Annotated in this window: 10 protein-coding genes; 7 read left to right on the forward strand and 3 right to left on the reverse strand. The window is 39.3% G+C overall.

Annotated features, from left to right (window positions below):
• Positions 1-27 precede the first annotated feature (27 nt).
• The 7 genes from AC4IFE_RS11830 to AC4IFE_RS11860 all read left to right on the forward strand — a co-directional run bounded on the left by AC4IFE_RS11830 (position 28) and on the right by AC4IFE_RS11860 (position 11052).
• Positions 28-1353, forward strand: a complete 1326-nt coding sequence (locus AC4IFE_RS11830; RefSeq protein WP_490757327.1) for a sigma-54-dependent transcriptional regulator — start codon at positions 28-30, stop codon at positions 1351-1353.
• 726 nt (positions 1354-2079) lie between these two features.
• A complete protein-coding gene (kdpA, locus tag AC4IFE_RS11835; RefSeq protein WP_490757329.1) occupies positions 2080-3774 on the forward strand; it encodes a potassium-transporting ATPase subunit KdpA in 1695 nt (564 codons plus the stop codon).
• Between the two features lie 320 nt (positions 3775-4094).
• Positions 4095-6134, forward strand: coding sequence for a potassium-transporting ATPase subunit KdpB (gene kdpB / locus AC4IFE_RS11840; RefSeq protein WP_490757331.1), 2040 nt, complete (start codon positions 4095-4097; stop codon positions 6132-6134).
• A gap of 10 nt (positions 6135-6144) precedes the next feature.
• Complete coding sequence (gene kdpC / locus AC4IFE_RS11845) at positions 6145-6702, forward strand: K(+)-transporting ATPase subunit C (RefSeq protein ID WP_490757333.1); 558 nt, start codon at positions 6145-6147, stop codon at positions 6700-6702.
• A gap of 13 nt (positions 6703-6715) precedes the next feature.
• Positions 6716-7804 (forward strand): porin, encoded by a 1089-nt coding sequence (locus AC4IFE_RS11850; protein WP_490757335.1) that lies wholly within the window; start codon positions 6716-6718, stop codon positions 7802-7804.
• Positions 7805-8221: 417 nt separating this feature from the next.
• Complete coding sequence (locus tag AC4IFE_RS11855) at positions 8222-9331, forward strand: sensor protein KdpD (RefSeq protein ID WP_490757337.1); 1110 nt, start codon at positions 8222-8224, stop codon at positions 9329-9331.
• A gap of 5 nt (positions 9332-9336) precedes the next feature.
• Positions 9337-11052, forward strand: coding sequence for an ATP-binding protein (locus tag AC4IFE_RS11860; protein ID WP_490757339.1), 1716 nt, complete (start codon positions 9337-9339; stop codon positions 11050-11052).
• A 30-nt stretch (positions 11053-11082) separates the two neighbouring features.
• Here AC4IFE_RS11860 and AC4IFE_RS11865 read toward each other — a convergent pair whose 3' ends face one another.
• From AC4IFE_RS11865 to AC4IFE_RS11875, 3 genes are all read right to left on the reverse strand, one after another.
• Positions 11083-12030 (reverse strand): terpene synthase family protein, encoded by a 948-nt coding sequence (locus AC4IFE_RS11865; RefSeq protein ID WP_490757341.1) that lies wholly within the window; start codon positions 12028-12030, stop codon positions 11083-11085.
• 189 nt (positions 12031-12219) lie between these two features.
• A complete protein-coding gene (locus AC4IFE_RS11870) occupies positions 12220-13170 on the reverse strand; it encodes a T9SS type A sorting domain-containing protein (protein ID WP_490757343.1) in 951 nt (316 codons plus the stop codon).
• Positions 13171-13176: 6 nt separating this feature from the next.
• A complete protein-coding gene (locus AC4IFE_RS11875; protein WP_490757345.1) occupies positions 13177-14688 on the reverse strand; it encodes a leucine-rich repeat domain-containing protein in 1512 nt (503 codons plus the stop codon).
• Positions 14689-15015: the final 327 nt, after the last annotated feature.

The following is a 15015-nucleotide window of genomic DNA, read 5'->3' on the forward strand; positions in this document are numbered from 1 at the left end:
TGCAGTAGTTTTCCAAAAACTCACACCATGCACGGAAACATTCTGATCATCGATGACGAGATCAAGCTCCTGAAACTATTAGGAATGATTCTTTCCCAAGAAGATTTTAACGTAAAAGAAGCTTCAACAGCACGTTCTGCAATGACTATGCTTGAACAGCATGAATTTGATGTCGTTCTCTGCGATGTCCGCCTTCCCGATGCTTTTGGGGTGGATCTGGTACGATCCATCAAAACCAAATATCCACATCTCGAAATTATTCTGATGACCGCTTTTGGGAATATTACCGATGCCGTTCAGGCGATGAAAAACGGGGCGTATGACTATCTGGTGAAAGGGGACGACAATGAGAAGATCATTCCGCTGGTCTATAAAGCACTGGAAAAAGTAAAGGATAACCGTGCTAAAATGGGACAAAAACCCACCATGTCAAAAGGATTCGGACAGATCATAGGAATTTCTCCTCTGATTATTCAGTCTAAAAAACTGGCTGAAAAGGTAGCTTTAACAGATGCCGCCGTTCTTCTGACCGGAGAAACCGGAACCGGAAAGGAGGTTTTTGCCAATGCCATCCATGAAGGAAGCGACAGAAAGAAAAATAATTTTGTAGCCATCAACTGCTCAGCATTCAGCAAAGAAATACTGGAAAGTGAACTTTTCGGACATAAACAGGGGGCTTTCACCGGTGCTGTAAAAGATAAAAAAGGTCTCATAGAAGAAGCCAACGGCGGAACCTTATTTTTAGATGAAATAGGAGAGATGCCCATTGAACTGCAGGCCAAACTTCTTCGTGTCCTCGAAACCGGAGAATTTATCAAAATGGGTGAAACCAAAGTTTCCCGTTCCGACTTCAGGCTGATTGCTGCAACCAACAGAAATCTGGAAGACGAAATTAAGCAGGGGCATTTCCGTGAAGATCTGTATTTCCGGTTAAATGTTTTCGAGATCCATCTTCCGCCATTGCGTGAAAGAAAAGAGGACCTTAAAATGCTGGCCAAAAACTTTATCGATATTTTCTCACGAAAACTTCATCTTTCGGCACTGCAAGTGGATCCGGATTATTATAAAATGCTGGAAAAGAACGACTGGAAAGGAAACATCCGCGAGCTTAGAAATGCTGTGGAGAGAAGCCTTATTTTAATGGAAGATAATATCCTGGATGCCGGAAGTCTTCCGCATTACTCAGATAAAGCAGTTCCTGAAAGTGACTCTTTAAGCATAAGGACTCTGGAAAAAATACACATCCAAAAAGTCCTGCAATACACGAAAGGTAATAAAGCCGAAGCCGCCAGACTGCTGGAAATAGGTATTGCAACGTTGTACCGCAAGCTGGAGGAATACGGGTTGAGGTAATTCATCTCCTGAGTTTGAGAGTTTCGGGATGCGGGTTTCAGAGTCGGAGTGTTTGAGAGTATATGAGTGTAAAAGGTTGCTAGTTGACGGTTGCTGGTTGTAGTAATTAAGACATATAGTCTGAAATCTAATGTCTTACATCTAAAGTCTTGTTTCTTGGCTCTTGTTTCTTGAACCTCCCATTCATATTTCACTTGCAACGCAAAATTCACCATTAATGTTTTCCAATCTTCGCCTTAATCTAAAAGTCTCATGTCTCGTGTCTAACATCTAACATCTAATTTCTAACCCTTATCATTTCAATAAACGGGCCTATCAAAATGATAGGCTTTTGTGTTTTGGTACGGTTGAGTTATTTTATATAAGTGATTGTTATTTAATTGTTTAATTGTTTTGTTTTCAGAATGGGCCATCTTTTGGCCTATAGGATGTGAATAAAATATTTTAAAAATGACAATTTCAAGAAAAACGTTCAAAAAACGTGAGCACGCAGGCTTCAGTCTGCTGATGGTATCGTACGTACTGCTGACTCTTTTAACCTTAATAATAACGATATGATGCTGATAAGTTTGATCCTGCTTTTCGCAGTGATGTTCTGGCTTCTTTACAAATCCGTTGAATTTTTTGATAAAATATAAAACTATGTGGAGTTTATTTTTCCTTTCCATTCTGGCCTTTGGGTACATCTGCTACGTTTTGCTGAAACCTGAAAAATTTTAACCGGTCATGAATACAGAAATTTTAGGCGTTATTGCCATGTTTGTGATCACATTAGTTATTGGAATACTTCTTGGAAAATACATTGCTAATGTGTATGGGTACAAAAAGACCTTCTTAGATCCTGTTTTTGAACCTGTTGAAAAATTAATTTATAAAATATCAGGTATTAATCCTGTTCGTCAGATGACATGGAAACAGAATATGTATGCCATGCTGACGATTAATCTGGTTTGGTTTATTATAGGATTCCTGATCCTGCTGAATCAGTCCTGGCTTCCCTTAAATCCTGACGGAAACCCGGATATGTCGCCTGACCTTGCTTTTAATACAGCTATTTCCTTCCTGGTGAACTGTAACCTTCAGCATTATTCAGGAGAAACGGGCGTAAGTTATTTAAGTCAGCTTTATCTGATGTTTCTGCAGTTTGTGACCGCAGCTACCGGAATGGCGGCTATGGTTGTTCTTTTCAAAGCTTTTAAAGATAAAACCACTACAGAATTAGGGAATTTCTACGATTTCTTTACTAAATCTGTGGTCAGAATACTCGTTCCGGTCAGTATCCTTGTTGCCCTGATCCTTTCTGCCAACGGAAGTCCGATGACTTTCGAAGGAAAAGATCATATTACAACGCTGGAAGGGCAAAAAGTTGATGTTTCCAGAGGACCTGTAGCTGCTTTTGTGGCGATCAAGCACTTGGGAACCAATGGGGGAGGTTTCTTCGGGGCCAACTCAGCACATCCGCTTGAAAATCCAAACTATGTGACGAATATGACTGAAATGGTCACTCAGATGATCATTCCGTTCGCATTGGTTTTTGCCTTAGGGTTTTACCTGAAAAAGAGAAAACTGTCATGGGTAATCTTTACCGTAATGACGGTTGGCTTTCTGGCACTTGCTGTTCCGAACGTTGTGAATGAAACAAACGGAAACCCGCTCATCACGCAGATGGGCGCTGACAGTAATCTTGGTGCGATGGAAGGGAAAGAGATCCGTTTCGGAAGTGCATCTTCAGGATATTGGAGCATTGCCACAACAGTGATCTCAACAGGTTCTGTGAATTCGATGCATGACAGTACCATGCCGCTTTCAGGAATGAACGAGCTGCTAGCCATGATGATCAACTGTTTCTACGGCGGCTGTGGAGTCGGAATTCTGAATTATTTCATTTTTATCATTCTCGCTGTATTCATCAGTGGTCTGATGGTAGGAAGGACACCGGAATTCATGGGCAAGAAGATCGAAGCTAAAGAAATGAAGATCGCAATGATCGTCGCTCTTTTTCACCCGTTCTTAATACTTGTAGGAACAGCATTAACTGCCTATCTACCTGAATTTGGTGCCAAAACATTGAATAATCCCGGTTTCCACGGATTCAGTGAAATGTTATACGAGTTCACTTCTTCTTCTGCGAACAACGGCTCCGGATTTGAAGGCCTTGGCGACAATACCCCATGGTGGAATATCTCAACAGGAATCGTATTGCTGTTATCCAGATTTATTCCGATCATTGGACCGATAGCGATTGCAGGATTATTGGCACAAAAGAAATTCATCCCGGAAAGTTCAGGAACCCTGAAAACGGATACAGCCACTTTCGGCTTTATGACACTGGCGGTGATCCTTCTTATTGCGGCCCTGTCTTTCTTCCCGGCATTGACCTTAGGACCTATTGCAGAACAGATTCAGTATTTCTCTAAATAAAAGAAAATTAATTTTTTGACCATTAAGAAGATAAAAAGAGTTTAAGAATATTAAGCTGTACACCAATTTGCAGCAAGCTTGAAAATATTCTTTTGAATATAATCTTAATTCTTCTTCACTTCTAAATAGCTCTTAATGGTTTAAGTATCAATAATTAAAATTAAAATCAACAGTCAGCCATTAGGAAGATTGAAATATCAGGAAACTAGTCTAAATCTCATCGATCATTCACCTGAATATATTATCCATTTCCACTCCTTTTGTTTTAATCTGTCTTAATGGTTGCCGTTGATTTACAATGATATAACTCTTTCAAAAAAATGAAAAATCAATCACAGACATTGTTTCAAAAAGATTTGGTGAACGAAGCGATCAAACAGTCCTTCGTCAAGCTGAATCCGAAAATCATGTTTAAAAATCCCGTAATGTTCCTGGTGGAGGTCGGAACAGTGGTGATGTTCATCGTAAGCCTTTTTAGTCTTACAGGAGACCAATCACAGGGAAGCTTTGCTTATAACTTTACGGTATTCATCATCTTATTTTTCACCGTTCTTTTTGCCAATTTTGCGGAAGCCATTGCAGAAGCCAGAGGAAAAGCCCAGGCGGATACCCTCAGAAAAACGCGTGAAGAAACTCCTGCCAAAGTGGTGACGGACAACAAACCCGGCTTTCAGGTAGAAACCGTTCTGAAAAGGTCTGCCGAAATGAAGCTGGGTGATATCTTCCTTTGCGAAACCGGAGATCAGATCCCGATGGACGGAGAAATTATCGAAGGATTGGCCACCATTGATGAATCTGCGATCACCGGAGAAAGTGCACCCGTTATCCGTGAATCAGGAGGCGATAAAAGTTCTGTAACCGGAGGTACAAAAGTGCTTTCCAACAGAATAAAAGTAAAGGTGACCACCAAACCGGGGGAATCTTTCTTAGATAAAATGATTGCTCTTGTAGAGGGGGCATCAAGACAGAAAACACCTAATGAAATTGCATTAACCATACTTTTGGCAGGATTTACCCTGACCTTTATTATCGTAACACTCACTTTAAAACCTTTTGCAGACTACGCGCAGACTCCCATTACCATTGCGGCATTTATATCACTTTTCGTTTGTTTGATTCCCACAACCATTGGAGGTCTGCTTTCTGCAATCGGAATTGCCGGAATGGACAGAGCTTTGAGAGCGAATGTAATTACTAAAAGTGGGAAGGCAGTAGAAACTGCCGGAGACATCGATGTACTGCTTCTTGATAAAACAGGAACCATTACCATCGGAAACCGTAAAGCAACAGAATTTCACCCTGCAGACGGAATCAGACTGCCGGATTTCATTAAAGCTTCAGCATTAAGTTCAGTAGCGGATGAAACACCGGAAGGAAAATCCATTATAGAACTAAGCCAGCTGAAATCAGAAGATCTTCTGGTTCCGAATCCGGTCTATATTGATTTCTCAGCGGAAACAAGAACTTCAGGAATTGATTTTGAAGAAACAAGAATCCGGAAAGGAGCTTATGATACGATAAAAAAACTGACTGAAAAAGCCGGGAACATCTTCCCTAAAGAAACCCAGGATGCTGTTACCAAAATCTCTGAAAACGGGGGAACTCCTCTTGTTGTAAGTGTTAATGAAAAAGTCTGGGGCGTTATTGAACTTCAGGATATCATTAAAACAGGAATTCAGGAACGTTTCCAGAGATTGAGAAAAATGGGGGTAAAAACGGTGATGGTAACCGGAGATAATCCACTGACTGCGAAATTCATCGCTGAAAAAGCAGGCGTAGATGATTTCATTGCCGAAGCCAAGCCTGAGGACAAAATGAACTACATCAAAAAAGAACAGCAGGAAGGAAAGCTGGTTGCCATGATGGGAGACGGAACGAATGACGCACCGGCCCTGGCTCAGGCCGATGTGGGGGTAGCCATGAACAGCGGAACACAGGCTGCAAAAGAAGCCGGGAATATGGTGGATCTTGACAATGACCCTACGAAACTGATTGAGATTGTAGAGATCGGGAAGCAGCTGCTGATGACCCGTGGAACCCTGACAACTTTCAGTATTGCCAATGACGTTGCTAAATATTTTGCCATCATTCCGGCCTTGTTTATCACCTTCATCCCATCCCTTCAGAAACTGAATATCATGAATCTTCACAGCCCGGAAACAGCGATATTATCAGCGGTTATTTTCAATGCCGTGATCATTCCTTTCCTTATTCCACTGGCGTTAAAAGGAGTTGCCTATAAGCCGATCGGTGCCAGTGCATTATTGAGAAGAAACCTTTTGATCTATGGTTTGGGAGGTGTTATTGTTCCGTTCATCGGGATCAAAATCATCGATTTAGTGATCAGTTTATTCTATTAAAATTTAAAAAATGAAAAATCATATTGTTACAGCATTCAGGCTGACTTTTGTAATGCTGGCTGTCGTAGGAATTTATCTGTTTATCGTATACGGGGGCTCAAAAATATTGCCTACAAAAGGAAATGCAGAGATCATTACCCAAAACGGACAGAAATTCTACGCCAATATCGGACAGGAATTTAAATCTGAAAAATACTTCCACGGGCGTCCTTCATCCGTTAATTATAATGCAGCTGGAAGCGGCGGAAGCAATAAAGGACCCAGCAACGAAGAATATCTGGAAACCGTACAGAAAAGAATAGATACTTTAAAAATGGAACATCCGGGAATGGAAAATACAAAAGTTCCGGTAGAGCTGGTGACAGCCAGTGGAAGCGGTCTGGATCCGGACATTTCTGAAGAGGGAGCTTTGTATCAGGCAAAGAAAATTGCAGAAGTAAGAAACCTTTCTGAGGAAAAAGTAAGAAATTTGATTAAAAATCAAGCCGAGAAACCGTTTTTAGGACTTTTAGGACCGTCAAAAGTAAATGTACTGAAGCTTAATATCGCTTTGGACCAATTAAAATAATGTAGACATCACCGTGAAAAAATATATCATTACCAGTGCCGTAGTATTCGGAATATTTTTCCCGAAAGCACAATCATCAGATTCATTAAAAACAGAAAATAAAGTGACTTTTTCTGCCTATGCAGAACTTTTCTACACTTATGATTTTAATGAACCTGCTAATCATCTCCGTCAGAATTTTTTATACTCTTACAACAGGCATAACGAGCTCAATCTGAATTTAGGATTGGTAAAAGCAAATTATCAGACTGAAAATCTCCGCGCTAATGTAGCTTTAATGGCCGGAACCTACGCGCAGGACAATATGGCTGCAGAACAGGAAGCATTACGCTATGTTAATGAAGCAAACGTGGGAATTAAAATTTCAAAGACCAGAAACCTGTGGATTGATGCAGGGATTATGCCTTCCCATATTGGGTGGGAGAGTGCTATAGGAAAAGATAATATTAACCTGACGAGAAGTTTTGCTGCTGAAAATTCTCCTTACTTTGAAACCGGAGCTAAGATTTCTTATACTTCAGACAGCGGAAAATGGTTTTTGAGCGGATTAGTGCTTAATGGCTGGCAGCGTATTGCAAAGCCGGAAGGAAATCAAAGCATTTCTTTTGGGCACCAGGTGACCTACAAACCGACAGAAAAAATCACGCTGAACAGCAGCTCATTTATTGGAAACGACAAATCAAAAGCTGAAAAAAGAATGCGTTATTTTCATGATTTTTACGGAAGTTTTCAGCTGACAGACCGATTTTCGGCTTTGCTTGGATTCGATATCGGGGCAGAACAGAAAGAGAAAGGCAGCAAAAGTTATAATATCTGGTACACTCCCAATGTATTAATGAAATATCAGCTTGACAATAAATGGGCTCTGGCAGGAAGACTAGAGTATTACAATGATAAAAACGGGGTGATCATCAGTACCAAAACTCCCAATGGCTTCCAAACCTTCGCATATTCTCTGAATGTTGATTATGCGATTCTGAAGAATGTAATATTCCGTACAGAAGCAAGAGGATTTACTTCCAAAGATGCCATTTTTGTGAAAAATGATGAGATGAAGCAGGGAAATTTCTTTATCACGACAAGTCTGGCTGCATGGTTTTAGAAAGTGAAAAGTGAATAATGAAGAGTGAAAAATAATAACCACAAAAGTCACAAAAGTTTTTTTGACACTTAAGTTATTTTAAAGTTTAATACTTAAAGAATAAAAAGCTCACTTAAGTTTTAAAAGCCAAAAGATTTTATTCTGTCAGTTTATAAAATATCTGCGTAATCTGTGTGATCAGCGAGAGATAAAAAGCAGGCTTAAAATAACAAAGGTGGTGGTAATGGTTATCATTGAATGACCGACAAAGAATTCCCCTCCTGTGGAGGGGTGGCGAAAATTCAAAGAATTTTTGACGGGGTGGTTCAGGATAGTTCAATAAAAAATGTCCAAATAATCGTAACTTACTTATATATTCTAAAGTATTGGAAATAAACCTTTTGTGCCTTTTGTATTAAAAATAAAGCAAAAAAATCAATGTCATCAGCAAAACATTTTTTAGAACTGATCCAGAAATCCCGGAAAGGTAAATTCAAGATCTATATCGGGATGAGTGCAGGCGTGGGAAAAACTTTCCGGATGCTTCAGGAAGCGCAGTCTCTGCTGCGTAATGGCATTGATGTAAAGATCGGTTATATAGAAACCCACGGAAGAGAAGAAACAGTAGCGCTTACCGATGGAATTCCTGAAATCCCGAGAAGATCGGTTTTCTATAAAGGTAAAAGCCTCGAAGAGATGGATCTTCAGACCATTATCAATGAGCATCCGGAAGTGGTTCTAGTGGATGAGCTGGCCCATACGAATGTAGAAGGTTCAAAAAATAAAAAAAGATGGCAGGATGTGCTGGAAATCCTAGACAGCGGAATCAATGTTATCAGTGCCATGAACATCCAGCACATCGAAAGTCTGAATGAGGAGGTAAAAAACATCACCGGAATAGAAGTGGCTGAACGTGTTCCTGATAAAATTTTGAGTCTTGCCGATGAGGTAGTGAATATAGACCTTACCGCCGATGAGCTGCTTACCCGTCTAAAGGAAGGCAAAATTTATAAAAAAGAAAAGATCCAGACAGCGCTTACCAATTTCTTTCAGAGCGGACATATTTTGCAGCTGAGGGAGCTGGCTTTAAAAGAAGTGGCTGCCCATGTTGAAAGAAAAGTAGAAACGGAGATCAAGACAGAGAATTTTAAACCGATAAAATTTCTTGCATGCATCAGCAGTAATGAAAAAATCGCCAAAAATATCATCCGGAAAACGGCCCGTCTGGCAAGTTATTACAACAGTCAGTGGACCGTCCTGTATGTTCAGAAATCTTCGGAAAATCCTGAAAAAATTGCCCTTGACAAGCAGCGGTATCTGATTAATAATTTTAATTTAGCACAGGAATTGGGAGCGAAAGTGGTCCGCGTAAAAGAAAGCAGTGTCCACAATGGAATTCTGGAATATGTAATTGCCCATAATATCACGACGGTATGCATCGGGAAACCTCATGCACAGCTCTGGCAGCGTCTTTCCGGTTACAGCTGGATTTATACGCTGATGAATAGGCTGAACGAAAGACAGATAGATATTATTATTTTATCTTAGAAGTAATGAAACTTAAAACAAAACTCACCTTAGGCGTAGGTCTTTTATTTTTACTGATCGTTCTCATGTCAGTGATCGGGTCCGTCTATATCAATAAACTTAAATCCGATACTGAGAAGATCCTTACCGCCAACTACAACAGCCTGGAATTTTCCAAAAATATGCTCCTTGCCTTAGATAAAATAAGCACGGATAGTGCCGTTGCCGTTACGGATTTTCAGAAAAACAATAAGCTGCAGGAGAAAAACCTCACTGAATTTGGAGAAAAAGAAGCTACCCAAAGCCTGAATCTTCATTTCAACAGCTACCTGAAACAGCCTTCTCCGGAAAAGGAAAAACTGATCCGTGAAGATCTGGCTAAAATCATGTCCCTGAATATGAAAGGAATCGAGAGAAAAAGTGACATTGCTATTATCACTGCAGAAAATGCCACTTTCTGGATCGTCAGTCTGGGAACTGTATGTTTTCTCATTGCTTTTATCCTGCTTTTTAATTTACCGCAGACCATTGCGGAACCGATCAATCAGCTTACATTCAGTATCAGGCAGATCGCTGCTAAAAATTATAATGAAAGAGTCCATTTCAAAGGCAGTGAAGAATTTAACAGTCTTGCGGATTCCTTTAATACCATGGCAGAAAAGCTTCAGGAATACGAAAGCAGCAGCCTTTCCAAGCAGCTGATGGATAAAAAAAGGATTGAAACGCTGGTGAATAATATGCATGATGCAGTAATCGGGCTGGATGAAAACCACTTTATTTACATGATCAATGATGAAGCCCTGAAGATCACTAATCTCCGTAAGGAAGAAATCATCGGAAAAACAGCTCATGAAGTAGCGGTTAATAATGACCTGATGCGTGAATTGCTTAAAAATATTGATCATCCCGTGAAAGAACCGATCAAGATTGTCCGCGATCACAAAGAAAATTATTTTGAACAGGATATTATCCCTATTAATATTGTAAAAACAGGCGAAAAGGAAACAAAATATATTGGTAAGGTGATTCTTTTGAGAAATATTACACCTTTCAAAGAGCTTGATTTTGCTAAAACCAATTTCATTGCCACCATCTCCCATGAACTTAAAACACCGATTTCTGCTATAAAAATGGGTGTGCAGCTGCTTGGAAACCAAAAATTCGGAGCACTGAATGACCAGCAGAAAGAATTACTCAAAAGCATCAATGATGACGGGCAAAGACTGCTGAACATCACCGGAGAACTGCTGAATCTTTCGCAGGTAGAAACCGGAAACATTAGCCTGACCGTTGAAAAATGTTCCCCAAAAGAAATGGTACAGATGGCTATGAAGAATGTTGAAAAGCTGGCGGAGCAGAAGAACGTTTTGATCAATGCCGAATATCTGGTAAGTGATCATGATTTTGTTACTGCCGATTTTGACAAAACAGTCTGGGTGATCAATAACTTTCTGACTAATGCAGTAAAGCATTCTTTCCAGGACGAAAATATCCAGATCAGCGTAGAAAAAACCGATTCGATGATCCAGTTTAGTATTACCGATACCGGAAGTGGAATTGATGAAAAGTATCACCGCCAGATTTTCGACCGCTATTTTCAGGTTCCGGGAGAACAGCAGAACGGGACAGGGCTGGGGCTCGCTATCTCTAAAAATTTTATAGAAAAGCAGAACGGTGAAATAGGCGTAAAAAGTGCCCCGAACCAGGGAAGCACTTTTTATTTCAGGCTGCCGGAAGCATAAAGAAATTCTTTATCGTTTTCTTTGAGATATTTATAGTACAGTCCGGCCTTTAATTAAATTTTCATCAATATCATCAACCTGCTTATACCGGATTTCCCTGCTTTCATTGCAGTATCTGACCGAACCAGATTGGATATACCTGAAATATTGTATTGCAGCTGGATATTTTGCCTCTAAACGGCTGAACTCTTCCTTAAGCTTATCATTGTATTCATAGAATAAACGAATCCCTTTATGAATTGCTTCTTCCTCTTTGCAATTTTCAACCCTTTGGATAATTCGAATAGCATGTGCATAGTTTCTGATCTCTTTCTTTTTGGCCTTTAATGTATACAAATCGAGCAAAAGCCCTATACTAATGCCTCCATACTCAAAGATTTTTTCAAATTCACCACTATAATACAAAGATGGTGGCATATCATCCTGAGTATACCATGTCAGGGAAAATATGACGTTCATCGCAACATCGAAAGCTCTGTATGAGAGATATTCTTCAAGGGAAACTGTTTTCATCTGTACTTCTATGGTACGTAGTTTCAGTACGCTTTGCAGGTACCTGCTCATTTCCTTTCTGAATATATCTTTTACTTCCGTAGTCCAGTCGGTTCTTGAACAGAATTCACGGATAGGAAGAAATGTTTTTTCAATTTCGGGAGCTTCATTCAGTGCGGCCTGAAACCCTTCAAATGTTTGAATAATATGACCAAGGTCAACGGAATTGTCAAAAAACTGATCATCAATCAAGGCCCAATAACAGTAATACCGGCTAACAGCCTTCACTTTCTCAATATCACCCAAAGGGTGTATGTATGATGAATACAGGGCGCCGGTTGACATATGGTCACCATAAAGCCTTGTATTTTCACTTGATATATTGAAAATTTCGGTTTTATAATATTCTTTGATATCATCTACGATCACATCCATTTGTGGATGAATCATCATAGGTAATTGAGATTCTAAAAAAGGGACATTCATGTTTGGTTTATTTATAAATGAGGGAATGAGGAGAAATACTTTCAATACATTTAATCTGTCTGGAAAACCTTTTTGCTTTCACAGATGAGGATATAAATATTGTTATTGAATTTCCTTTAAATTCATAAAACAGAGCTGCGAAAAAATTCACAGCCCTGCAGATATAGATAAGATTATTAGTTTATTAGTTTAAATTTTGATGAATTTCTGAACCATCGTTTTGTCTTTGGTAAACAGTTTAATAATATAATTTCCTTTTGCCAGTTCAGAAACATTTACAGTATTACCTTTTACACCTGTCGTCATCAAAATCCTTCCTGAGGCATCATAAATTTCAGCTTTGATGATCTCGTCAGTGGAGTTGATGTAAAGAGCATCATGGGCCGGATTCGGGTAAATGCTTACATTCTTGTTGCCCGTTTTAGTTTCAGCAGTTGCCAGTACACCTCTTACCGTTGTAGTATATGTATTGGTCACAATCGGCGCATTATAATCAAAATAAATGTTCGCGGTATTACTGAACGCATCACCTATTGTCAAAGAGGACTTCGTCTTGATTTTGAAGGAAATATATCCGTCGTTGTTGGCATCGTCAAACGGAAGCTGTATATTTTCGAAAATAAATTCGGCCTTATTTGTTCCGGTCATTCTCGTTACAAAACTGTGGCTTGCATTCAATGGGGTCAAGGTAGAAATGTCAAATTTCGCAGCGTCGATCTCATCTTTCACCACAATATTTCTGGCATTGGCAGTTCCTTGATTTTCAAACCGGATCAGGTAATGAACGTAATCTCCCACCTGGGTCTGTGCGATCATCGTTCCCTCTAAACAGGTTTTATCATTCGGGTCCAGAGAATTTACAACCGTTTGGTTCAGGGTAAAGATATTGTCCGCAGGTGTATCGTCCGGAGCTCCGTTGATCTGTGCTGTATAATGCAGGATATCACCATCATTTACTGGTGGGGTATCGGTAGGGGTATTCAATTCAAATTTGACTTTGATTTCCCTGCTTTCAAAAGGAAGCAGACCGGTAAAATTCCAGGTAAGGTTTCCGGTAGATTGTAAATCAGGCGTTACAGTAGAGCTTACAAAATCCATAATGCTGTCATTATAGCTGAATCCAACAGTTCCGGATTGCATGGTGGTTCATTTATTTTTGTAAACAATTTTATAATCTGAATTAAACCCTGGTACTGCAGAATCCAATGGAATAATCACAATTTCAAGATCCGGATGGGAACCATTAGCAGTCAGACAGAAATTCTGGGTTAAAGGACTTGTCTGCATTGGAAAATTAGCAGTAAATGAAGCCGGGGAAATATTGAAATAAACCGGGTTTTCAAGAACCGGAGCTATTATATGCGTTCCTGCCAGTACCGGAATAGAGTAGTCCCCGGATTGATTACTTATAATGCTTCCTGTAGTTCCGCTTCCTGAAATATTAAATTTCTGGAATGCCTTATTCAAATCTGCCGGATCGCAGCCGTTTCCGTTGAGATCATATTTAGTATTGCCTTTGATGGTATAAAAAGTGCCTCCGGGAGTGAATGAGCAGTAAGAGTTTACCGTTACATTATTATATCCGTATGTGGCATTTTGGCTGATGATAGTATTCATTTCGGAATCATCACAGCAGATATAGCTTAAATTGGGATTGTTTTGATACATTACGCTGGTAAGCCTCCCGTTTTTTATAAACAGGCTCTGTAAATTGTTGTTGGGAATACTGAAGGAGTTCAGGATGGTATTATGGCTGATATCAAGAGAAGTAAGCTGGTTGTTATTCAGGAAAAGCGTCTGCAGTAAAGGAACAGCTGAAAGATCAAGACTTGTAAGCTGATTATTGAACATTCTCAGATAATTTAAGATAGGGCTCTGGCTTAAATTAAGAGTTGACAGATTGTTATAACTGGCTTCAAGTGATTTTAATTTAGGTGTATTCTGAAGATTGATAGAAGTCAGCAGATTGGATGAGCATACCAGGTCTTCAAGTTTTGTTAAGTTACTTACATCAAGGCTCGTCAATAAATTTCCGGAAATATGAAATCTGTACAAATCAACCAGCGAACTTACATTGAGGCTGGCTATGTCATTGTCGCTGCAGAGCAAATATTTCATTGTTGTGCTGCCTGTGAAATCAATGGTTTGTACCTTTCCTCCTGTACATGTCAGGATATTCATTTTTGGAAGGTTGGAAATGTCGAGGTTGACAATATTGGCATTCGATACATTAATGTTTTCCAGTAATGGACATCCCGTAAAATTGGCAGAAGACATGTTGATATTATTCTCAAAACTTACCAGCTTTACTTTTTGCATACCGCTGATGTCTGCAGAAAGTAGGGTAGGGCAGTCAGATACATCCAGATATTCCAGGTTGGTAAAAGATTTTACGCCTTCTATGGAGGAAATCTGGAACGGGTTGCCATTTGAACTGTAGATCGTGATATCTCTGATATTGGCAGCTTCGGAAGCCTGTATTTCCCCATCGTTATTAAGGTCCATAGATATCCAGTTGCCAGCCAGATCCTGAGTGATATGGTTGGTGGCTGTTCCGGAAAGAAGCTTGGCCTTGAATTGTGGATCCGGAATGTTCACAATCTGTGCGGCGATGGATAAGTGTGCTAAAAACAGCACGAAAAGATAGAGTTTTTTCATGGTTCGGTGATTATTTGTTTTTATAAATATATAAAAAATTATATTACGAAAAATAATTACTTTTTACTTTTTATTATTTTATATAATGTTTATTTTGTTTGTTTTTATTTAAATAATTTATTTAAATATTGTTTTTATGTTAATTTTTTTTTATTTAAAATATGATAGAATTATTGAAATATACCCGAAAAATAGGGACGTTTAATAAACCATTATACTTTCTGAATAATTTAAATTTGATTAAAACTGTTGAACGGAACTTTAAGATAGAGTGGCTTTAGCCTGTTCCTGTTGAATAAATTTCTTCATCTATAAAAATCTGCGTAA

It is taken from the genome of Chryseobacterium sp. UF-81, assembly GCF_058245105.1.

Excerpts from the sequence above, each read along its gene's own strand:
- AC4IFE_RS11830 (WP_490757327.1), top strand. The coding sequence starts at position 28 with ATGCACGGAAACATTCTGATCATCGATGACGAGATCAAGCTCCTGAAA.
- kdpA (WP_490757329.1), top strand. The coding sequence starts at position 2,080 with ATGAATACAGAAATTTTAGGCGTTATTGCCATGTTTGTGATCACATTA.
- kdpB (WP_490757331.1), top strand. The coding sequence starts at position 4,095 with ATGAAAAATCAATCACAGACATTGTTTCAAAAAGATTTGGTGAACGAA.
- kdpC (WP_490757333.1), top strand. The coding sequence starts at position 6,145 with ATGAAAAATCATATTGTTACAGCATTCAGGCTGACTTTTGTAATGCTG.
- AC4IFE_RS11855 (WP_490757337.1), top strand. The coding sequence starts at position 8,222 with ATGTCATCAGCAAAACATTTTTTAGAACTGATCCAGAAATCCCGGAAA.
- AC4IFE_RS11860 (WP_490757339.1), top strand. The coding sequence starts at position 9,337 with ATGAAACTTAAAACAAAACTCACCTTAGGCGTAGGTCTTTTATTTTTA.
- AC4IFE_RS11865 (WP_490757341.1), bottom strand. The coding sequence starts at position 12,030 with ATGAATGTCCCTTTTTTAGAATCTCAATTACCTATGATGATTCATCCA.
- AC4IFE_RS11870 (WP_490757343.1), bottom strand. The coding sequence starts at position 13,170 with ATGCAATCCGGAACTGTTGGATTCAGCTATAATGACAGCATTATGGAT.
- AC4IFE_RS11875 (WP_490757345.1), bottom strand. The coding sequence starts at position 14,688 with ATGAAAAAACTCTATCTTTTCGTGCTGTTTTTAGCACACTTATCCATC.